General features: G+C 70.8%; 24 protein-coding genes and 1 pseudogene. 6 read left to right on the top strand and 19 right to left on the bottom strand.

Features of this window, described 5'->3' with window-relative positions:
* Positions 1-12: 12 nt before the first annotated feature.
* From ACZ418_RS29365 to ACZ418_RS29275, 19 genes and pseudogenes are all read right to left on the bottom strand, one after another.
* On the bottom strand, positions 13-645 hold the full coding sequence (locus tag ACZ418_RS29365; RefSeq protein ID WP_468368796.1) for an SPDY domain-containing protein: 633 nt from the start codon (positions 643-645) through the stop codon (positions 13-15).
* A 194-nt stretch (positions 646-839) separates the two neighbouring features.
* Positions 840-1,331, bottom strand: a complete 492-nt coding sequence (locus ACZ418_RS29360) for a hypothetical protein (protein ID WP_468368794.1) — start codon at positions 1,329-1,331, stop codon at positions 840-842.
* Between the two features lie 18 nt (positions 1,332-1,349).
* Complete coding sequence (locus ACZ418_RS29355) at positions 1,350-2,210, bottom strand: SPDY domain-containing protein (protein ID WP_468368791.1); 861 nt, start codon at positions 2,208-2,210, stop codon at positions 1,350-1,352.
* A 28-nt stretch (positions 2,211-2,238) separates the two neighbouring features.
* Entirely contained in the window at positions 2,239-2,859 is a 621-nt protein-coding gene (locus ACZ418_RS29350) for an HAD-IA family hydrolase (RefSeq protein WP_468368788.1), read from the bottom strand.
* Positions 2,856-4,022: pseudogene (locus tag ACZ418_RS29345) on the bottom strand (MFS transporter); the annotation flags it as partial. The pseudogene ACZ418_RS29345 and the gene ACZ418_RS29350, both read right to left, overlap by 4 nt.
* Positions 4,010-5,236: an ATP-grasp domain-containing protein gene (locus ACZ418_RS29340; protein WP_468368953.1), complete on the bottom strand. Its 1,227-nt coding sequence runs from the start codon at positions 5,234-5,236 to the stop codon at positions 4,010-4,012. The gene ACZ418_RS29340 and the pseudogene ACZ418_RS29345, both read right to left, overlap by 13 nt.
* Positions 5,237-5,327: 91 nt before the next feature.
* Complete coding sequence (locus ACZ418_RS29335; protein ID WP_468368785.1) at positions 5,328-5,648, bottom strand: hypothetical protein; 321 nt, start codon at positions 5,646-5,648, stop codon at positions 5,328-5,330.
* A 29-nt stretch (positions 5,649-5,677) separates the two neighbouring features.
* Positions 5,678-6,805 carry an MFS transporter gene (locus ACZ418_RS29330; protein ID WP_468368950.1) on the bottom strand — a complete coding sequence of 376 codons (1,128 nt, stop codon included), beginning with the start codon at positions 6,803-6,805 and terminating at the stop codon, positions 5,678-5,680.
* An 86-nt stretch (positions 6,806-6,891) separates the two neighbouring features.
* Positions 6,892-7,377: a hypothetical protein gene (locus ACZ418_RS29325; protein WP_468368782.1), complete on the bottom strand. Its 486-nt coding sequence runs from the start codon at positions 7,375-7,377 to the stop codon at positions 6,892-6,894.
* Positions 7,374-8,225, bottom strand: a complete 852-nt coding sequence (locus ACZ418_RS29320; RefSeq protein ID WP_468368779.1) for a winged helix-turn-helix transcriptional regulator — start codon at positions 8,223-8,225, stop codon at positions 7,374-7,376. Before ACZ418_RS29320 ends, ACZ418_RS29325 begins: the two co-directional genes overlap by 4 nt.
* A 27-nt stretch (positions 8,226-8,252) precedes the next feature.
* The gene (locus ACZ418_RS29315) at positions 8,253-8,669 is read right to left on the bottom strand and encodes a hypothetical protein (protein WP_468368776.1); all 417 of its coding nucleotides are present in this window, start codon (positions 8,667-8,669) and stop codon (positions 8,253-8,255) included.
* A gap of 10 nt (positions 8,670-8,679) precedes the next feature.
* Complete coding sequence (locus ACZ418_RS29310; protein ID WP_468368773.1) at positions 8,680-9,114, bottom strand: hypothetical protein; 435 nt, start codon at positions 9,112-9,114, stop codon at positions 8,680-8,682.
* The gene (locus ACZ418_RS29305; protein ID WP_468368771.1) at positions 9,111-9,578 is read right to left on the bottom strand and encodes a hypothetical protein; all 468 of its coding nucleotides are present in this window, start codon (positions 9,576-9,578) and stop codon (positions 9,111-9,113) included. Before ACZ418_RS29305 ends, ACZ418_RS29310 begins: the two co-directional genes overlap by 4 nt.
* Before the next feature lie 106 nt (positions 9,579-9,684).
* A complete protein-coding gene (locus ACZ418_RS29300; protein WP_468368769.1) occupies positions 9,685-10,020 on the bottom strand; it encodes an SH3 domain-containing protein in 336 nt (111 codons plus the stop codon).
* Positions 10,021-10,171: 151 nt separating this feature from the next.
* Positions 10,172-10,861 carry a hypothetical protein gene (locus ACZ418_RS29295; RefSeq protein WP_468368766.1) on the bottom strand — a complete coding sequence of 230 codons (690 nt, stop codon included), beginning with the start codon at positions 10,859-10,861 and terminating at the stop codon, positions 10,172-10,174.
* Between the two features lie 76 nt (positions 10,862-10,937).
* Positions 10,938-11,633, bottom strand: a complete 696-nt coding sequence (locus ACZ418_RS29290; RefSeq protein WP_468368764.1) for a hypothetical protein — start codon at positions 11,631-11,633, stop codon at positions 10,938-10,940.
* 16 nt (positions 11,634-11,649) lie between these two features.
* A complete protein-coding gene (locus ACZ418_RS29285; RefSeq protein WP_468368760.1) occupies positions 11,650-12,132 on the bottom strand; it encodes a hypothetical protein in 483 nt (160 codons plus the stop codon).
* Positions 12,129-12,689 (bottom strand): DUF4913 domain-containing protein, encoded by a 561-nt coding sequence (locus ACZ418_RS29280; RefSeq protein ID WP_442697674.1) that lies wholly within the window; start codon positions 12,687-12,689, stop codon positions 12,129-12,131. Before ACZ418_RS29280 ends, ACZ418_RS29285 begins: the two co-directional genes overlap by 4 nt.
* Positions 12,690-12,894: 205 nt before the next feature.
* Complete coding sequence (locus tag ACZ418_RS29275) at positions 12,895-13,650, bottom strand: DNA-methyltransferase (RefSeq protein ID WP_208898264.1); 756 nt, start codon at positions 13,648-13,650, stop codon at positions 12,895-12,897.
* Between the two features lie 519 nt (positions 13,651-14,169).
* Here ACZ418_RS29275 and ACZ418_RS29270 point away from each other — a divergent pair.
* The 6 genes from ACZ418_RS29270 (at position 14,170) to ACZ418_RS29245 (ending at position 19,832) form a co-directional block, all read left to right on the top strand.
* The gene (locus ACZ418_RS29270; protein ID WP_468368756.1) at positions 14,170-15,288 is read left to right on the top strand and encodes a C40 family peptidase; all 1,119 of its coding nucleotides are present in this window, start codon (positions 14,170-14,172) and stop codon (positions 15,286-15,288) included.
* 86 nt (positions 15,289-15,374) lie between these two features.
* Complete coding sequence (locus ACZ418_RS29265; RefSeq protein ID WP_208903360.1) at positions 15,375-15,692, top strand: DUF6112 family protein; 318 nt, start codon at positions 15,375-15,377, stop codon at positions 15,690-15,692.
* Entirely contained in the window at positions 15,692-16,360 is a 669-nt protein-coding gene (locus ACZ418_RS29260; protein ID WP_468368754.1) for a hypothetical protein, read from the top strand. Before ACZ418_RS29265 ends, ACZ418_RS29260 begins: the two co-directional genes overlap by 1 nt.
* Before the next feature lie 15 nt (positions 16,361-16,375).
* Positions 16,376-17,779: an SCO6881 family protein gene (locus tag ACZ418_RS29255; protein WP_468368751.1), complete on the top strand. Its 1,404-nt coding sequence runs from the start codon at positions 16,376-16,378 to the stop codon at positions 17,777-17,779.
* 84 nt (positions 17,780-17,863) lie between these two features.
* Positions 17,864-19,336: an SCO6880 family protein gene (locus ACZ418_RS29250; RefSeq protein ID WP_468368748.1), complete on the top strand. Its 1,473-nt coding sequence runs from the start codon at positions 17,864-17,866 to the stop codon at positions 19,334-19,336.
* Positions 19,337-19,376: 40 nt separating this feature from the next.
* A complete protein-coding gene (locus ACZ418_RS29245) occupies positions 19,377-19,832 on the top strand; it encodes a DUF6238 family protein (RefSeq protein ID WP_468368746.1) in 456 nt (151 codons plus the stop codon).
* Positions 19,833-19,847: the final 15 nt, after the last annotated feature.

Genomic DNA, 19,847 nt, shown 5'->3' with positions numbered 1-19,847 from the left:
GGTACTGGCGTGTCAGCGGGTTCGGCTCATGGCCGGTCTCGGAGGCGGCGTAGCGACCGGGGGAAAGGGCTTGTTCTGCTTGGCCGTTGTGGTCGCTATGGAGACGTGGTGGCGCGTGAAGAAGGGGATGTCCTTCACTGTGCGCTCTAGCGGTTCGGTGGAAAGCAGGGAGGCGGTGAACGCTGCGACCAGCGCGACGGGGGTTGATGGTGAGAACTGCACGCGCCAGTCGGGGTTGGCCGGCTGGCCGCCCCAGATCCGCCAGGACGGCGCGAGGTCGGAGCTGGGGGTCCTGTCGTACTGGTGCTGCATCCCGCTCAGGGCATCTGGGGCGAGGAAGGTCTGGGTGCCGTGGGTCTTGATCGTGTGCCTCCAGCCGTGGGCGAGCAGCGGGACGTACGCCTCCTGCGCTGACGTCTGGGACTGGAACAAATGATCTTTGTCGCTGTGTCGGTCTTCGAGGTACAGGTCGAGTAGTTCGCTGTGCACGTCGCCGAGCAGCTCGACCGGCGTGGTGGCGTCAGAGGTGATCTGCCAGGTGGCCGGGCCGAAGGGGTCGCGGTGTGCGGCGGTGATCCACTGCATGTGGCCCCGCCTGTTGGGGTCGGGGACGTAGCCGGTACGGAGCCGAAGGCACGGCTGCACGCGACCGCCCCTTCCTCCTTTGAAGGCTGATGCAGGGACCAGTCGTCGTCAAAGGGGAAGGGCCAGATGGCTCGGAAGTCGACCGAGCCGGGACCCGCCAGGTGGCGGGGCAGAACGCGCACCGTCTGATCACGGTCGAGGTCTTCGAAGGGGTCGGGCAACAGAAAGGGATCCTGTCTGTGGGAATTTCGTGGTCAGCGGGCCCTCGCGGCGCTGCGTTGAGCCGCCGGCGACGGGACCGGCCGCGCCGTCCGGCCCGCGGCTCGGCTGAGGGCGGGTGCCGGCCACGTACCGGGGAACCACACAGCGCTGTACTGCTCGATCGCATCGCGCAGGCCGTTTGTGTGGGCGCCTTCCCACGGCACCCAGTCGGGTCGGTCCTTGAACTCCTTGAACGTGCCGTAGCCCGAGTTGTGCGGCTGAAGGCCGCGCGTGGAGTCGCGGTGATCGAACGTCCTGTGATCGGCGAACCGCAGAACGGTGACGTCCAGTTGCCCGCGGTCCCGGTGGAGGGTGGCGAGGCGGAGGCCGGCGTACTCGTTGGCCCATTGGGTGGGGCTGAAGTCGATCCGCAGCCGCAGCGGTCCCCCGGGTACGGGGGTGGCGTAGTAGGTGTCGCCGACAACGGCACTGTCGGCGAAGGGCAAGTCGAGTTGGGCGAAGAACTCGGGGGCGTGCATGGCCATGTGGGTCTCCCGGTGGTGTCAGCGGTGTGGCCCGGCCAGCCCGGGTCGGCTGGTGGTGCTCCAGCGCGGGACGCTGGCAGCGGGCCGGGCGGTCGGGCGGCGGGTGACGGCACGCTGGACATCGAGCGGGGTCGGAGCTGGCGGGCTCGGCGGGACGATGGAGGTGACCTGGGCCTTGCTCTTGACGTAGCTGTAGGTGTCCTCGCGCCAGCGAGGCAGCGGCGCCGGGTCGGAGACGCACTCGGTGACGGCCTTGAGCAGGGCCACGGGGGTGTCCGTGCTGGCAGTGGCGTACCAGTAGGGCCGGTCGATGGAGGTGCCGGCCCACAGCTGCCAGCGTGCCCCACGGGTGGTCAGCTCGGTTTCCGGGTCGAGGTCGCCGGTGGTGTATTCGAGCCCGGCCAGCTTGTCGGGTGACTGGACGGCGAAGACGCCCCAGCGGGGCCGGTCGATGAGCCAGCCCCGGTTGATGAGTGGTGCGACCGCGAGGAAGGGGTCATGGTCTTTGTCCCCCGAAAGGGGTCTGGCCAGGTAGCTGTCCGGCCCCTGCTGATATGCCTCGGCGAGCGTGGTGGTGAAGGCGGTGACGAACTCCGTCGGGCAGGAGTCGTTGAAGCACACACCCCAGACGGGCGGGCCGAAGGGGTCTTTGTAGGCGTTGATGCGCCACAGGCCGTCGTCCTCGCCCTCGGGGAGGTAGCCGAGGCGGACCGTGTTGTCGGGCGCGGTCAGGTAGGCGTTGCCCAGATCGTCGTGGCGGAGTTCCCAACCGAGGTTGCGCAGCGGGTCGAGGCCGGGATCGCCGATCGCGGTGGTGCGGGCGAGGTAGCGCGGGGAGACGTAGACGTCCCCGTCGATGGTGTCGTCGTGAGGTAGCACAGGATCCTGGACGGTGAGGTGGGGCGGTTCACGCCGTGGGGAGCAGTGCCGCTTCAAGGACGGCGGGCCGGCCGGTGTAGTGCAGCGCGGTCAGCCCCAGGCTGCGAGCGGCCTGGCAGTTGTCGGCGCGGTCGTCTACGAACAACACGCGCTCCGGGTTGCGGGCGCCGGTGGCCGCAAGGGCATGGTGGTAGGCGGACGGGTCGGGCTTGCACGCCTCCAGCCGGGCCGAGTACAGGGCCTGGGTCATCAGCTGCTGCCAGTCGTGGGTGTCGAGCACGTCGCTGAGGTGGCGGGGTGCGTTGGACAGGAGCACCATCGGCAGTCCCGTCCGGTGGACGCGGCGAAGGACGGCCAGGACGTGCTCGTCCGTTCCGGTCCACATGTCGGTGTCCGCGGTGAGGAGTTCGCACAGGAGCCGGGGGCCGGGGTGGGAGCCGAGGACGCGGGCCCAGTACGCCATGTCGCTGAGCTGGCCGGCGTCGTAGGGTTCGCGGGCACTCCAGAAGGCGCGCTGGAAACCGGTGAGGTCGTCGTCGGGCCAGGACGCGGTGCGAGCGAGGCGGAGCCACTGGCTGCGAGTGGGCTGCAGGCCGATGACGCCGTTGTAGTCGAGGATCACGGCGTCGAGGCCGGTGTGGCGGGTCAAGAGGTGGTGTTCTCCAGGGCGCGGTGGGCGAGGAAGGCGATGGCGGCTGCGAGGAGGGCGGGCAGCAGCAGGGCCGTGGGCAAGGTGGTGGTGCTGGCGAGGGCACCGATGAGTGCAGGGCCGGCCAGCAGGCCGAGGTAGCCGGTGACGGAGACCGCGGCCACGGCCTTCGGTCCGCCGGTCCCGGCAGCGGTGATCAGGCAGGGGACCGTGCCGGACAGGCCGAGTCCGAAGACCGTCCAGCCGGCCAGGGCCGCGGGCACGCTGTCGGCCAGGACACCGACCGTCAGGCCGGTGGCGGCGAGCAGCGCGCCGGTACGGACCACGGTGGGGGCGCCGAAGACGGCGGTGAGCCGGTCGCCGCTCAGCCGTCCCAGGGCCATGGCGGCGCTGTAGAGGGCGAACGCGCTCGCTGCGACGGCCGTGGTGGCGTGCAGGGAGTGAGCGTGCACGGCGGCCCAGTCGGCTGCCGTCCCCTCCCCCAGCAGACTTGCGGCCGCCAGTGCACCCAGCAGCCACAGCCTCGTGGGCGCCAGTGTCGCCTGCGCAGCGCCGGAGCCGGCGTTGTTGGACGTCAGAGGTTGATCGGTGCCGTGCAGGGCGAGGGTGCTTGGTCCGGCAGCGAGCACAGCAGCGGTCAGCGTCAGGCCGGTGGCGAGGAACAGGGTGTGGTGGCTGATCGCGGAGGTGGCTGCGGCCAGGGCGGCGGCGGCCAGCGCGCCGAGGGAGTAGGCGGCGTGCAGGGAGGACATAATGGGCCAGCCGTAGGCGTTCTGGCAGCGCACCGCCGCGGAGTTCGCGGCGACGTCCAGGACGCCGTGCGCGATGCCGAAGGCGAGCGCCGCCGCGAGCAGCGAGGCCAGGGTGCGGCACTGGCCCAGCACGGCGAGAGCCCCGGCGAGGCCGACAGCGCCGCCCATCAGAAGCACGGGAAGCCGCTTTGGCCGGGCGAGGCGGCCACCGGTTCGCAGGCCGGCGACCATGCCGAGGGCGGCGGCGAGCAGGACCCAGGACAGCTGGGCGGTGCTGAGGTGGGCGGCGTGCTGGACGGCGGGCATCCGGGCGCCCCAGATGGCCATCACCACGCCCAGGCCGAGGAAGTAGCCGGTCAGCAGCATCCGGCTGCGGCGGGCAGCGGTGGTGGGACGGCTCACGCGGTGCGACCTCCGGTGCCAGACGCATCGCCCGCGAGGGGCGCGATGTCGATGTGGAGGCGGCGGGCGGCCTGTTCGGCGCGTGCTCGTGCGAGGTCGGCGGTGGGGGCGGTGGTGATCAGGTAGCCGATGCGGGCGGTGAACATGGTGCCGCCGTCGGCCGGGAGGAGGAGTGGGTCTCCGGCCTGGTGCTGGAAGTGGACGCGTTCCAGCCAGCGCGGGCAGATGCCATCGAAGTAGACGCGGCGCAGGGTGCCGGAGACGTCCGGGTAGATCAGCTGGATCGCGGCGGCCGAGGAGCGGTTGGGGGTGAGATCGGGTGCCCGGCCGCAGGCGATGTCGGCGGCGGCGCGCGGCAGGTCGATGCCGGTCGCCAGGTGCACGAGGTGGCCGATCATGTCGCCGGCGATCCGGCCGTTGACCTCGACCAGCCTCAGCTGGCCGTCGACCAGGCGCATCTCGACATGGCTGACACCGTCGGTGATCCGCAGAGCGCGGATCGCGGCGCATGCTGCGGGGGCGACCACGTCGAGCAGCGGATCGGCGGCGTCCACCACGTGGGCCAGTTCCTCGAAGTACGGCGGTTCGCTGACCGTCTTGCGGGTCACCGCGACCACGGTGGTCTTGCCCCGGTAGGTGACGCACTCCACCGACACCTCCGGCCCGTCGAGATACTCCTCGACCAGCACGCTCGTGCTCTCTTGCCCCAGACCGGCGGCCTTCTTGGCGAACGCGTACGCGGCCGTGAGCTGTCCGGGGGTGTCGGCGCGGATCACGCCGATGCTGGCCGCATGCGCGGCTGGCTTCAGCACGACCGGGTAGCCGATCCGCTCGGCCGCCGCCTCGGCCTCGGCCTCGGTGCGTACCGTCACCGAGGCGGCCGACGGGACCCCGTGCTGGGCGAACAGGCTGCGCGAGACGGCCTTGTTGCGGCACGCCTGCATGACCTCGGGGGCGTTGGTGGGCAGGCCGAGCCGGCGCGCGAGGCGGGCGACGGGGACGAGGTACCACTCGGTCCAGGTGAACACGCCTGCCAGGTCGTAGCGGTCGGCCAGCGCCTGCCCGACGGCCGACAGCTGTACCGGGTCGGCCGGGTCGGGCACCACCACGCAGTCACGGAGATAGGGCACCTCCCACGACGGCTCCTCACCGGTGATCAGGACGACGTCGTAGGCGGCGGCCACGGACTGGAGGCAGTAGCCGCGGTACGCCTCGGCTTCCATGTCGGCGGCGGCGACGACCAGGACGACAGGACGGTGGGACAAGTACGAACTCCTCAGAGATCAACGGGGGATGAAGGGGCCGAGGGAGGCTTTACGGGCTGCGTCGGCGGCGGACCTCGATCACGGACGCCCACTCCGGGTGGGCGGCGAGCAGCCTGCGCGCGTAGAGGGCGGTGTAGTTGTTGTTCAGGCCCTTGACCCCTGCTGGCTGGCGCCAGCGCAGGGCCTCGAACAGCGCCTTCATCCCGACTCGCTTGGCTCCGGCGGCAAGACGTTCCTCAACGAGCCGTTCCAAAGACCGGTAGATCCAGGGGTACTGGGCGTCGAAGGCGCGGAACTGTTCGGTGATCGTGCGTCCGTCCCGGTACGGGAAGTCGAGGCCGGGCAGTCCGTCCTGCACGGTGGAGGGCATGCGGGCAGCGGTTCCTTTCGGGGTGGGGTTCAGGCGGGCGTGGTGCGCAAGGTGCGCAGCCGGGCGAAGGCGGTGAAGAGGCCGAGGGCCTGCATGAGGGCGGTGACGGTGACGGCGTGCCCGATCTGGGCGGGCGGGATGACCGCGACGAGCAGTCCGGCGGCGGGAAAGGGCACCAGGAGCAGCAGGATGGTCAGGCTCAGGGTGCTGCCGAAGACCTCGGGCGGGATGAGGTGGGAGCGCAGGGTGCGCAGGACGACGGTGAGGCCGCCTTCGCCTGCCATCAGGACGGCGATCAGCAGGACGTATTCGGGGTAGGTGTCGGCCTTGGCGACCGCGAGGGTGGCTGCCGCGGCAACGGCGGCTGCGGTGGCGCCGACCGGCCACAGCCCCCACCGGTCGATCGCCCGGCGCGCGAGTGCGATGGCGAGCAGGGAGGTGACAGCGGCGGCGGACCAGATGAGGCCAGCGTCGGCGCTGGAGCGGCCCAGCTCGGTGACCACGATCACCGGCATCGCCGACTGCAACAGGGCGATGGCCGTATTGGAGACGAGCAGGCCGCCCACCAGCCAGGCCAGGGCCGGAAGGTCACGCAGAGTGCCCCAGCCTGCCCGCACGCCACTCCTGCTCGCGGGGGAACGGCTCGGCGCGGTCGGCCGGCGCGGAAGCAGCGCGGCGGCGAGCAGTGAGAAGGCGGCGAGCGTGCTGAGCATGAGCGCCGGCCCGCCGTACTTCAGCAGCAAGCCGGAAACGAGAGGGCCGGCCAGCATGGCGGTCTGGTCGATCCCCAGCAGGACAGACTGCACCCGGTGCGCCCGCGATCCGGCTGTCCGGCTCGCCTCGCCGCCAGCCGTTTCCGCAGCGATGTAGCTGCACTCCGTGAGGATGCCGCTGACCGGGGCGAGCGCCATCACGGTGACTGCCGCCGGCACCCCGACGTCAGGCGCCGCCAGCAGGAGCGCTGCCAGCAGGACGGCAAGAGCCCTGCCGACACACGCGGTACGGAAGATACGGGAGACGCCGTGGCGGTCGACGAGGGAGCCGGCCACCGTGAACGCCACCAGGCGGGGCAGCCACTCCAGCGCGAACGCGACGCCCGTCAGGGTTGCCGACCTTGTCGTCGCTACCACGATCAGCGGGATGCCGTAGGTGGTCATCGCGAACGCGGCGCCGTCAGCCGAGCGGGGCAGGTAGACGCTGCGGAACAAGGAGGGGTGGCGGGCCTGCCGGGCGCTGCCAGCCCTCACGCGGCCAGCACGGGCTCGGCGCCCTGGACAAGCTGCGGGTTCTCGTGCAGCCACTGGGTAAGAAGGTCACGCGGGTGGGCATGCTTCTCGCCGGTCTCGATAACCGGCTCCTGCGAAGTGAGAGCGGTAGGCACGGCGTAGAGCGAGAGGGTGTGCTGGACGCGGCTGGTGAAGTCGCAGACCGGAGCCGGAAGGCCGTGGTGGCGCGCCCTGCGGGCCATCGCGTCGTAGACGTCGGCCAGGCCGGATCCGGACGGTGTCAGGCTGAGCCCGGCACCAGGCCGGTTGTGGACCAGCCGGAGAGCGCGGGCCTGTTCGACGGAATACCTCAGTTGAGGAATTGGCAGGTCAGGGAGGGTGCGGGTCAGGCTGCGCGGCGGGATGGGGCCGTTGTCGTCGATCTCGGTGACAAGGCGGATCAGGCCGGGCGCGGACAGCACCGTGCAGGCGTGCCGGATGGCGGCTGGGGTGAGGGTGGTCATCGGCGCGGTGCTCCAGTGGGAAGAGCCGCCAGCGGGCGGGGCGGGGTGGCGTGGGAGAACAGGGCGTTGCGCTGCCAGGCCGGCGGCGGTGTCCGATCGGTCTTGGTGGGTGCTGGCGGGGTCGCCGGGGTGGCAGTCCGTGCCTGGCTGCTGAGCCACATCCGCTGTTGCGGTGCGGCGCTGGTCTGTCCCCAGACCGGGTGCTGTCCGGCCCGGGTGAGGGGCTGGCCGGCGGACCATGCCGACAGAGCGCCCAGGACGGGCCCGAGACCGTCGCCGGCGGCGGACAGGCGGTAGGGCTGGCCGATCCCGCCGGTTCTGACGAGACCGTCGTCCACGAGCTGCCGCAGCGGCGGGTAGATGTTGGTCCAGTCCCTGCCGGGCATGACCGTCTGGGCCAGAGCCCGGCCGCTGGCTTCTCCCCGGATCTTGAGCGCCCACAGGATCGCGGCGGCGTGCCGCCGGGTCAGGAGCGTGAAGCTGTCCTCGATCTGTTCGATCGCGGTCAGCGGCTGGTCCGGTTGTTCCAGGTACTGCTCGGCCCAGGTGACGATCAGCGGCAGGACGGGCAGCAGCGCGGTGGCACGGTCGGTATGCCCATAGGTGACCTGCCGCGGGGTGTGCTCGTTTCGCTGGACAAGACCGGCTTCGCACAGCTGCCGCACCTTGGGGTGCAGCTGGCCGTCGCGCAGCCAGGACACCTTGCCCGCGAGTTCGCTGTAGCGCAGCGACTGCCCGTTCAGGGCGAGCAGGATCCGCACGTTCCAGCGCGGAGTGATCATGGCGAGTGCCTCGGTGACCCGGGCTATGTCGGCATCGGTGTCGGGAGGCAGACGGGTCAGGGCCAAGGGAGAACTCCTGTATGAGTGACGGGGTCAGCGGCTCGGAACGGCGCTCGTGGCCGCAGCCGAGGGGGCCGCGGCCACTGCGGTGGGGGGCGGGGCCAGGGACGGCTCGGGCGGCTCGACGCGCACGAGGCTCTGCAGCACAGCCGACGCCGTGGCGGCCTGGGCGTCTCGTACGGCGACCGCTTCGGCCAGCCGGCGGGCGCAGTCGAGTACGTGCGGCACCTCGTGGGTGGTGATGTGCCGCTCGGGGTGCATGAGCTGAGCGAGGCGCTCGCGGTGGAAGGCGATGCTGCGCTCGGCGAAGGCGAGCGTGTCGTGCAGGCCGAGGAGGGCGGAAAGCATGCCGGGCGGCTGGTCCTGGGCATGGGAGGTGAGGGCGGCGAGCGGTTCGCCGAAGAGGTCCTCGATCCGTCCGGCTATCTCGGCGGACGTCGGGTGGGTCAAGCGGAAGCCTTCACAGTCGGCGGGCCTGGGCCGCCCCGGCACCCTTGGGCGCCGGGGCGGCCGATGGCAAGACGGTGGCGAGGGTCGGCTGTACGGTGCGGACAGCCCGTGCGCGCTGCCCGGGTGGGGGCATGGTGCGCAGCAGGTCGTCCAGCGCGGCCCGGTAGCCGTCACGGGCGTCGAGCGCCGCCTCCAGCCACTGCGCGTCCATCCGCAGGTCCTCGGCGGACAGCTCGCCCATGTCACGGTCCCCGGCCATCGCCGCGTGTACGCGGTCACGGACCCGGGCCTCGGCCAGAGCCAGGAAGGACCGCAGCTCCAGAGCCCGGCACAGCGCGGGAGAAGCGTCGGGACGAACTGTTGCCGTGTAGAGGTCGCCGACCGGGACGCCGAAGACCTGGTGCAGCCGGTCGTCCGCGGAGCTGGGCTTGAGCCGGGCGCTCACCGCGCAAGGCTCCTTCCCTGCTGCTGGGTGGTCGCCGGCCTCGGCGGGGGGCTGGTGGGGACGGCCGGTCCCTGACGCCCGCGCATGCGGGCCAGCCGCCGGGCGGCCAGGTCCTGCTTGCCCCTGGCGTCCGGGTCGATTAGCCACCGCACGACCATGGCCCGCCCGTCGCGGGCGGTGACGGCAGCGTTGACGCGATGGGCCAACTCCATCGTCGGGTCGTCGACCTCACTGGGCTGGCCGTCCAGCGCGGCCACGAGGGTGTCCTCTGCACGCTCCAGCGCTGCCTGCGATTCGAGGAGAAGGCCGTGCCACTTGACCACGTCGGTGGCCTGCGAGTTGGCGGTCGGCGCAGCGGCGACGGCGGCCTTCAACTGATCCATGCTCATCCCGAAACGGATTTCGATCTGTTCAGTGAGCACGCCCACGACATCGTCTATCGCATCGAGTGGAGCGTCAGACACGGGAGACTCCTCTTGGTAGACACCGGGATCCTCTAACTGGCAGATCCGGGAGGGAATCGAACGCTCAAAAGCGCCGCTATACAGTCGAGTTACTGGCGTGCGCGGCTTAGTCGAGGCACATGCGGACGTCGCGGTAGACGTAGGTGGCGGACACCCAGCCCTTCACACCCGTCGTTCGGTCCGTGATGTAGCGCCAGTTGCCGCTGGTCTTGTGGACGGTGAACTTGTGCCCGCGGTACAGGATGCCCACGGCGGTGGACTTGGCCGACGCCTTGAAGCGGATGGTCACGGCCTTCGTGCCGATGACCCACGGACCGGGGTCGTTGCAGGACTGGGAGGTCAGGGCGCTGCTCGGGGCGGCCGTGGCGGTGGTCGCCGACGCGATCGGCAGGGCGAGGGCGCCGAGAATCGCAGCGGATACGGCAATGCGGGTTGCGCGCATGCGGAAAGAACCTCCATACGAAGGAAAGGAATGCTGGGGAGTGCCGAACCCGGGGTGCTCCCGGCGGCCGTATAAGAGTCCGGAGAATCGCCGGTTTGGCCAACCGGCGATCATGGGCTATGTTTCGCCGCGCCGACGGGAAAACGGGGCTTCAGCGTGAGCGGCCAGAGGGCCGGGAGGACGCCGTTTTCGGCGCAGGAGCAGGGCGGGAAAGTGATGGCACCGGGCGGACCAGCCGCAGAGCCTTACTTAGGCCACCGAGGCGGTCATCGCACCATTGCAAGGCTCCTTCGACCGAATCGAAGCCGCCCTCGCGCAGTGTGTGCGTTCCCGCCTCGATGTCGACTTCCTCGACTACGACACGGAATGGGGAGCGGGCGCGCTCGTCCAGGGCCCGCAACACCGCGAGCGTGACCCAGTCGTCCGGGTCGTCCTGGGTGTGGGACCAGCCGAGCGCGTAGTGGTCCCCGTCCCTCATGAGCCGTTGCTCCAAGGCCCGCGTCGCCTCGTCGGCCGGCGCTGTGCCCCGTTCGGCATCGAGCGTGAGGAACTCGGGCGGACAGCCGCGGCGGATGAGCCAGGACTGCGCCATCGAAGGCAAAGGCAACGTGGCCCGCTCGAAACTGAACGTGCTTCTCTCCAGGTCTCGTTGCAGGTGGAGAGCTACGTACTGCGGCACACCCGGGTGGTCCCAGGTGGCCGAGCCGTCGTACAGGACATAGAAGCTGCGGGCGCCATCGGCGCTGTGGTGCTCGGCGAGGGAGACGAGCATGTCCTCGTGAACGCTGACGAGACGGAAGAAGGCCGCGCTGACCTGCTCGTCGGCGTCAAGGTCGTCCACCCGGAAGTTCAGGGAATGGGACCGGTCCCGGTCGGCGGGTGGGGATGGTTGGTGGGTGGGCATTCGGTCTTTCAGTTCAGCGTCGCTGTGCCGGTGCGGACGGCCATGCTCCCGGTCGCGCCGTGGGCAACGACGCCTGCGTCGTACGGCGGTTGGCGGTCAGCGCGGCACGGCCGGCGTCGGTCAGACTGACCGGCTGACCGGCATGGACGGGATGGCTGGTATCGAGGGCGACGAGACCGGCGGACTGGAGCCGCTGAAGCTCGGCGTAGGGGACGCGGGTGCCTGAGGCGGTGGTCACCGACAGCCGGCCGGTCAGGAGATGCTCGTAGAGCTTGGCGCCGCCGGCGATGGCCAGCAGCGCCGCTTGATCAGCCGCGGTGATCTGCGCCTCGCCGCCACGTTGTGCTGATCGCGCGGCGGCTTCGATCGGCTCCAGCGCGTCGAGCACCCGCCGCATGGCGGCGTCGCGGGATGCGGCGGCCTCGTCCAGCTGGTCCACGGTGCGGTCGATCCGCTCGAACAAAGCGGCATCGACGGGGAACTCCCCGGAGGACAGCCGGTGCAGGAGGGTGCGGTAGAACGTGACGCCGGTCTCGGCCTGGGCCAGTTCCCGCTGCCGGTCGACCAGCTCGGTGTGCTTCTGGTCGAGGATGCCGCGGTCGCGGTGGTCCCACAGGGTGTCGACGTCGTGGCCGGTGGCTGCCTCGATGCGAGGGTCGAGCGGGGACACAGCGCGGCGGGCAGCCGTGGGCGCCGGATCAGGGGGCATAGGCGGTTCCTTGTGGTCAGCGAGTGTGAAGCGGGGAGGGGCTCTGCGCGGGGCGGGGCAGGCCCGGCATGGCGGACGGCAGCGGTGCCGGCCTGGGTACGGGACCGCGGGTGGCCAGCTGCGGGGAACGGGCGCGTGCCGCGTGGGTGCGGGCGCTGAGCGGTCGGCGGGTCATTCCCAGGCGGCGGCCGACCTCGTCGTAGACGTCGTTACCCGCTCGCGCCCGTACGGCGACAACGTGGATCTCCCGCCGGTGCGCCGACGACTCGGGCGCCGAGCGGATGCCGTAGACGACCCGCCAGTCCTTGCGAGCGTCCACGAACAGCTTGCGGTAGCCCTCCAGGTCACCGGTCAGGCGGAGCCCGAAGCGCTCGGCGTTCACCACTTCCTGCAGATAGGCGAGGGTGAGATCGCGGATGTCGGATGGCGCCTGGAGCAGGTCGTTCAAGGCTCGGGGATCGAAGCTCAGGCCGAAAGCCGGCGGCTGCCCCTCGCTCATGACGTCAGCCCGTACTCACCGGGCCCGGACGCTTCCGCCTCGGCGGACTCCTTCTCCGCGCGGGCCGAGGGGGGCGGTCCGGGAAGGAGACGGTGCGCGGGACGGTCCGGGGAGGTCATGCAGGCGGACAGGGGGCCGCCGGGTGCGCGGATCGCGGCCATGGCGTGGGTGAGGAAGTCGCGGTGCCAGACAAACATGCCGGCCAGGCCCGCCTCGGGGTCCTTGTGCTGCTGGTAGGCCAGCCACAGGGCATGCAGCCAGGCGACGACGTCGCTGTGCTCCTGCCATTGCAGGCACCAGGGCGCCGCCGTGGTGACCTCCGCCCCGTAGATCGGCAGGAGGAAGTCGTCGACCCAGTCCGACAGGGCGTCGAGTTCGTCCTCGTATGCCTCGCCCTCCAGTTCAAGGATGGGGCGCGGCTCCGGCGCAGCCGGTGCCGGTGCCGGTGCCGGTGGTCCACCGAACCCCGGCATGCCGAACGCCGCAAACGGCGAAGCTGCGGGCGGAGCGGAGGCGAGGTGATCCAACTGCCGGGCCTGCTCTGCGGTTTGTTCCATCAGCCGACGGACACTGGCTTCGATCCCCTCCAGCTGCGTGTCCGGGATGCGCACCGGCTCCAGTTCTCCGTCAGCCGGGGGGTCGATGGATTCGGACATGAGAGAAGCAACCTCCTGAGTGCCGCGGAAATGGGGACAGGAACAATCCAGCAGTGCACCGGCCGAATACGGCGGTCGGTGATCCGCATGTGGCGGGGCGGTGGAGTCAGGCGGTGAGGACCACGTCGTCCTGGCCGAGGGACTGACGGATCGTTTCCGTCAGCCGGTCGGCGGCGATGGACGCGTAGTGTTCGGTCTTCTCCACACCGATGAAGTCCCGGCCTTCGAGCAGGGCGGCCACGCCGGTGGATCCGGAGCCGGCGCAGAAATCGAGGACTGTGCCGCCGGGCGCACAGATCTTGACCAACTCGCGCATGACCTCGACGGGCTTTTGCGTGATGTGCTGCCGCTGGGAGCCCGACGGCTGTGAAGCGGAGTACATGCCCGGCAGGTAGACCGGGTTGCGGGAGCCGTCGATGGCGCCCTTCGACGCCCACACGATGAACTCGCAGTTCTGGGTGAAGCGTCCCTTCTGGGGCCTGGCCTGGGGCTTGTGCCAGGCCAGGACGCCGCGCCACAGCCAGCCGGCCGCTTGGATCGCGTCCGTCGTGATGGGCAGCTGGCGCCAGTCGGTGAACAGCAGCGCCGCACCGCCGGTCTTGGTGAGGCGGTGGGCCTCCGTCATGATCTGGGTCAGCCAGAACCCGTAAGAGCGCTGGTCCATGTTCTCGCCGGTGAAGTCGGCCAGGCTGTGCTTGGCGTCGGCGGAGGTGTACTTCTGCTTGGCGGAGCGGCTGGTGCGCTCCTTCGCCGTGCGCCCACCGGAGTTGTACGGCGGGTCAGTGATGACTGCGTCGACGGAGTCGTCCGGGAGCTTGGACAGGACGCTCAGCGCGTCGCCCTGATGCAGGGAAAAAGGCAAAGAGGAACCCCGATTCGGGTGGGAGTGCGTGCGTGGAATGCCCGTCGCGTCGGCAAGCCCCATTGGCCGGAAAACGGGCATGAGCAGGCCCATGACCATGGTCTGGGGAGGGCGAGGGGGAGTTCAAAAACTGTAGACGTGATTCGGCCGATGACCAAGAAGTGCGCTGCTGAGGGGACGGATTCCGGCACCTCACGCCGACTTTTTGGTCAACGGCCGATCTGAGCCTACTGTTTTTGAACCGCCCGGCGTACACCGACGCTGGCCCACTCCCCCTTTGGCTCGTGGAGGTTCACGCTGCCCCCGCATACCTAGCTCACCTGTCGGCCACGCTCGGCGAGCGGCTACTCGCCTGTGGCCGGCCACTCCTGATTTCGCCCACCCCGGTCTGCTGCGCTCCCTTTCCCGCGTTCCCTGCGCTCGCGCGGCGTGCCGGACACCGCACCCGAAGGACCCCTGCATGACGTCTCGTTATCCGCCCCTGCCCGAAACCAGTGATGTGCGCGTGGGCACCACAGGTTGAAGGGGCTCGCCGCCGGCATCGGCGTCGTCTTCCTCTCCCCTCTCCTTCTCGGCGGCGGCGCCGTGATGATGGCCACCTCCAGCGAAGCCGCCCAAAGCACCACCTCATCGCTCGACTGCCTCTCCGACGTGGACACCAGCAAGATCGCTGATCAGGTCACCAAGATCCTCGACGGTGCGGATCCGTCCAAGGTGCACATCAAGGACCTGGACCTGCCCGGCGAGCAGATCCCGAACGCGCAGACCATCGTCGCCACCGGCATCAGCCTCGGCGTTCCCGAGCGCGGTCAGATCGTGGCGCTGGCCACCGCGATGCAGGAGAGCCGGCTGCGCAATCTCGGCGGCGGCGACCGTGACTCTCTCGGCCTGTTCCAGCAGCGGCCCAGCCAGGGCTGGGGCACCGCCGCGCAGATCCACGACCCCGTCTACGCGTCCGAGCAGTTCTACAAGGCGTTGCTGAAGGTCCACGGCTGGCAGCAGATGACCGTCACCCAGGCCGCCCAAGCAGTGCAGCGCTCCGGTTATCCGGACGCCTACGCACAGTGGGAACCGCTGGCGACCACGCTGCAGAAGGCGATTGCCGCCACCTTCCCCGACTCCGGGGAGAAGGACGCCGGCAAGACCGACGACAAGCCCGCCCCCGCGACCGGCTGCGACACCGCCGACGGCACGTCCTACGGGCCCATCCCCGAGGGCGCCGTCCCGAAGGGCTACAAGATGCCCAAGGGCACCGACCCGCGAGCCCGCAAGGCGATCGTCTGGGCGCTGCAGCAGCTCGGCACGATGTACCAGTGGGGCGGATCCTGCACCAACCCCCACGGCCCGGACGCCATGGCCCGCTGCGACTGCAGCTCCTTGATGCAGCAGGCGTACGCCCACGCTGGCATCACCCTCACCCGCACCACCTACACCCAGGTCGGCGAGGGCAAGGCCGTCTCACCGAAGGCCCTCAAGCCCGGTGACCTGCTCTTCAGCCGTGGCACCGCGGCCCGGCCCGAGCATGTCGGCATGTACATCGGCGAGGGCTTGGTCATCGAAGCCCCCCGGACCGGCAAGCCGGTACGGATCACGCCGCTCAAGGACTGGGCCGTCCTCGCCGCCCGCCGCGTCATCTGACGCCGGCCTCTCTCCCGCCGCTCGGCACCCCCCTCTTTCTGAACTCCCGCCAGGGCCTTCGAGCCTGTCCACGCAAGGAGCCCTTCATACCCGTGTCACCCCTCGCTGCCCGTGCCGTCCAGCTTGCCTACGATCCCGGCATCTCCCCCAAAGGCGGCGGCCTTCCGGGCCTGACCGTCCTGAAGAACGTCGTCAACAGCATCAACATGTTCGCGATCATCGCGGTCGTCGGCGCCCTGGCCGTCAGCCTCGCGGTCTGGGCGTGGGGCCACCACACCGGTGGCCACCAGGCCGAGGCCAACGGCAAGAAGGGCGCCACCGTCTCCGCCGGCGCTGCCCTCGGGCTCGGCGCCGCCAACGGCATCGTGGCCTTCTTCTCCGGTCTGGGGTCGCAGGTCCACTGATGCTCAAACGTCTCCCCGGATACGGCCTCGGCTGGGCACCGAATCGCCGCATCGTCGCCATTGGGGTCGGCCTGGCCTGCCTGCTCGCCCTGGCTGCCGCAGCGGCCATCTTCACCGGCCGCGGCAACCGCCCCCACGCTGTCCCGCCCGTCCCACCGCCCGAGCACGGCTCCGCCTCCCCGACGGCCCAGCCCTCCTCCGCCAGTGGCCCGGTGGCCGGGCCGCCGAGGATCTCCGATCCGGTGGAGTTCGCCAAGGCCGCCGCGAAGATGCTCTGGTCCTACGACACCCGCACCACCAGCCAGGCCCAGCAGCTGGCCGGCATGGAGGCGTGGATGACGAAGGAGAGCGAGTACGGCGACTGGGCGTCGGTCTCGGCGCAGATACCGGACCCGGTGCTGTGGTCGCGGATGGCGGACCAGAAGCAGCACGCCACCGCGACCATCAGCGAAGGCCACTACCCGGCCGCCTTCAAACAGGCCCTGTCCGAGGACCCGGCCGCGATCACCAAGGCGTACATCTACGCGGTCACCGTCACCGGCAAGCAGACGATCACCTGGACCAAGGGCGGCGGGGGTGCGGAGGACCGCTCGATCACCCTCGCTGTGCAGTGCCGCCCCTCCGCCGACTGCTCGCTCGTCGCCATCGCCCCGCGCGTCGCGCCCTGACCGAAAGGAGTCCTCATGGGGTTTTGTGATCTCCCCGTCGCGGACAAGGTCTGCGCGGTCGGTGAGGCCATCGACTTCGCCTCCGACCCGGGCAAGTACATCGGCGACTGGATGGCGAAAAGCGCCGGCGAACTCGCCGCGTCCGCAGCCGACCTGGCGTCCAAGGCCGTCGACGCCACCACCCGCGTCGACCTGAACGCGGGATGGTTCCGCGACAACTACGAGACGATCCTGCCCATCGGCCTGGTCATGCTCGTGGCCACCTTCTGCGCGCAGCTGGTCCGTGCCGCGATCCGCCGCGACGGCCAGGCCCTGACCCAGGCGTTCACCGGCACCGCCTCCGGCGTGATCTTCGCGTTCGCCGCGATCGCCCTGACCACCGTCGCGATCGAAGTCACCGACGCCCTCTCCGCCGGCCTCTTCCAGGCCGCGCACACGGACATAGCCTCCGCGGTCCGCCGCATGGTCAAGGTGGCATCACTGCCAGGACTTGCCGGGCTCGGCTGGCTCGTCGCCGTCTTCGCCGGCATCGGAGCCGCCATCGGCGCCTTCCTGTACTGGTGCGTGATGATGGTCCGCAAGGTCGGCATCCTGGTCATGGTCACCCTCGCCGTGTTCGCCGGAGCCGGCGGCGGCTGGGAAGTCGCCCGCCGCTGGCGTAAGGGCTGGATCGAGGCCACCGCCACCCTCGTCGTCTCCAAGCTGCTGATGACGATCGTCTTCGTCCTCGGCATCGCCGCCATGGGCAAGACCGACGCCAAGGACGGCCTGGCCGCCCTCGCGGACGTCCTCGCCGGCATCGTCGTCATGATCCTGGTGCTGCTGTGCCCTTACGCCACCTTCAAGTTCGTGCACTGGGCGGCCGAGGGATCCGACGGAGAGACGTTGCACCGTGCCGGCGGAGCGGGCGCGCAGCTGGCCAGGCAGCACGCCGAGCGCGCGGGCCGGAAGGCCGCGGCGATGGCGGCCACCGCTGGAACCGGCGGTGCCGCGGCCGGAGCCGCAGCAGCTCCGCAAGGCCCGGACACCGTGCCCGGCCAGGACGGGTTCCCCGGCGACATCGCCTCCCACTCGTCCGGCAACGGACAGGACTCTGCCCAAGGCGGTGCCTCCGATGGCCCGTCGGGCGGCAGTTCCGCCAAGTCCGGTCTGGAGCAGGCCATCCAGCCGCCGCCGACCCACGTCGCCGACGACACCAGCGGCCAGATGGGCGGCAGCCCTACCAGCGCAGACACCGGTGCGAGCGGATTCGGCCAAGGTGCCGCAGCCGCCGGCCACAGCGGCGGATGGCAGTCCGCTCCTCCGGCCACGACCCCGCCGCCACAGGGCGCCCCGCCCGCCGCGGGCACACAGACCGCTGGCACGACCTCCGGGCCGACCGGTGCGGCCTCACCGCCGCCGCCCGCGACCGGTCTCTGATCTCCTGCCCGATGCCCGATCCCTGGGGGTGGGAAGGCTCACGGTCCTTCCCGCCCCCGGGCCCTCGCTCCAGGAGCAGCCTCCTTGTCCGACCTCGCCGTATCCCCAGCCACCGTCAAGTTCCCGCACCGCAGCCGCCGAGGCATCCTGCTCGGCCTCACCCTCCACCAGCTCGTCCTCGTCTCTGCCGCGCTGGCTCTGCTCCTGGTCACGGTCCTGACCACCGGGCTGCTGGGCGCCATCACGCTGACTCCGCTGTGGGCGGCGGTGGCCGTCCTGGTCGCCGTTCGCCGGCAGGGACGCTCGCTGATCGACTGGGCGCCGATCGTCGCGCGCTTCGCCTGGCGCCGCCACAGCGGACAGACCCTGTGGCTGGCCCAGCCCGTCACCCGGCCCCGCCAGGACGGCATCCTTCATCTGCCCGGCACGGCGGCCTCTCTCAAGGTCGTCACCCCCGGCGACTCCGCCAATGGGGCCGCCGCCGTCCACGACCCGCACCAGCAGACCCTCACCGCTGTCGCCCGCGTCAGCAGCCGTGCCTTCGCCCTGCTTGACCCGGCCACGCAGAACCACAACGTCAACGGCTGGGGGCGTGCGCTGGCGGGCACCGCCCGCACCGGGCACGTCGCCACCGTGCAGGTCCTGGAACGCACGGTCCCCGACTCCGGTGACACCCTGGCCCGGCACTGGGCCCAGCACGGCCGGCCCGAAGCACCGGTCGCAGGACAGGTATACGCAGACCTGGTCGCCTCCGCCGGACCGGCCGCCGCCCCGCACGAGACCTACTTGGCGATCTCCCTCGACCTCAAGGCCGCCAAGCGCCTCGTCTCCCAGGCCGGCGGCGGACTGCCCGGCGCGTTCACCGTCATGCAACAGACCACCGCCTCGATCGCCCAGGCCGCCCGGAACGCCGGGCTGGTGATCACCGGGTGGCTGTCCGCGCGTGAGATCGCCGCCGTCGTGCGCACCGCCTACGACCCCAAGGCACTCGCCGCGCTCCAGCAGTGGTCACCGACCGGCCGCGCGGAAGCGGACCCTGCCGCCGCCGGCCCCGTCGTCCAGGTCGAGGAGTACGACCGCATCGCCACCGACTCCGCCCGCCACGCCACCTACTGGGTGGAGAACTGGCCGCGCACCGAGATGGGCGCAGGCTTCCTGCACGGCCTGATGTTCACCGCCGGCGTGCGCCGCACCCTCTCCCTCACCTACGTCCCACAGCGGCTCGAGTCCGCGCTGCGCGACGTCCAGCGAAAGAAGGCCGCGATCATCGCTGACGCCTCCGAACGCGCCCGGCGCGGGCAGGTCGACAGCGAGGAGGACTCCATCGAGTACGCCGACGTCAAAAACCGCGAGCGCCAGCTGATCGCCGGGCACGCCGACGTCGCCCTGACCGGCCTGATCACCGTCACCGCCGACACCGACGCCGCCCTCGACGCCGCCTGCGCCCAGATCGAGACCGCCGCCGTCACCGCAGGCGTCGACCTGCGCAGGCTCTGGTATCAGCAGCCCGACGCCTTCGCCGTCGCGGCACTCCCCCTCGCCCGCACCACCCTCTAAGCGCCACCGCTCCCGCCTCCACGGCGGCAAGGACCCCCCATTGCCCCAGCCCCGCTCCCGCGAGACCGACTCCCACCCCTACCTGCGGGCCGCCACCGCAGGCATCCGCCATCACAGGCGTGTCTTCAGCGGCTCCGTAGCCGAGAGCCTCCCGAACCGGACGCACCTCGACGCCCTTCACGCCCACCTCACAGAACTGCACCGGCTCCTCGACCAGCTGGCCGAGGCGGCACGGCCCCCGCATCCCGCAGCTGGCCGGCACCTTGCTGCGGCGCGCACCCGGCTGTGGCAGGCCACCACCGACATCCACGCGGCCTTCCACCTTCTGCCGGCCGCGTCCGCAGACTCCGCCGAGTGCCAGCCCGGACAGCTCCCCGAAGGGCCTCCCTTCCTGACCATCTGCCAGCGCCACCTCGCCGCCGGGCACATCGTCCGCCGCAAGACCACCCCCACCGACCTGCACCGCGCACCGCACACCACCTCGTGCGTGCGATGAGCACCATCCGCCGAA

The sequence above is a fragment of the Streptomyces sp. NPDC030820 genome (assembly GCF_055572075.1).
This window is presented reverse-complemented; position numbering and strand designations above follow the sequence as displayed.

Excerpts from the sequence above, each read along its gene's own strand:
- ACZ418_RS29280 (WP_442697674.1), bottom strand. The coding sequence starts at position 12,689 with ATGGAACAAACCGCAGAGCAGGCCCGGCAGTTGGATCACCTCGCCTCC.
- ACZ418_RS29335 (WP_468368785.1), bottom strand. The coding sequence starts at position 5,648 with ATGCCCTCCACCGTGCAGGACGGACTGCCCGGCCTCGACTTCCCGTAC.
- ACZ418_RS29300 (WP_468368769.1), bottom strand. The coding sequence starts at position 10,020 with ATGCGCGCAACCCGCATTGCCGTATCCGCTGCGATTCTCGGCGCCCTC.
- ACZ418_RS29285 (WP_468368760.1), bottom strand. The coding sequence starts at position 12,132 with ATGAGCGAGGGGCAGCCGCCGGCTTTCGGCCTGAGCTTCGATCCCCGA.
- ACZ418_RS29325 (WP_468368782.1), bottom strand. The coding sequence starts at position 7,377 with ATGACCACCCTCACCCCAGCCGCCATCCGGCACGCCTGCACGGTGCTG.
- ACZ418_RS29340 (WP_468368953.1), bottom strand. The coding sequence starts at position 5,236 with ATGGAAGCCGAGGCGTACCGCGGCTACTGCCTCCAGTCCGTGGCCGCC.
- ACZ418_RS29330 (WP_468368950.1), bottom strand. The coding sequence starts at position 6,805 with ATGACCACCTACGGCATCCCGCTGATCGTGGTAGCGACGACAAGGTCG.
- ACZ418_RS29255 (WP_468368751.1), top strand. The coding sequence starts at position 16,376 with ATGGGGTTTTGTGATCTCCCCGTCGCGGACAAGGTCTGCGCGGTCGGT.
- ACZ418_RS29290 (WP_468368764.1), bottom strand. The coding sequence starts at position 11,633 with ATGCCCCCTGATCCGGCGCCCACGGCTGCCCGCCGCGCTGTGTCCCCG.
- ACZ418_RS29360 (WP_468368794.1), bottom strand. The coding sequence starts at position 1,331 with ATGGCCATGCACGCCCCCGAGTTCTTCGCCCAACTCGACTTGCCCTTC.
- ACZ418_RS29260 (WP_468368754.1), top strand. The coding sequence starts at position 15,692 with ATGCTCAAACGTCTCCCCGGATACGGCCTCGGCTGGGCACCGAATCGC.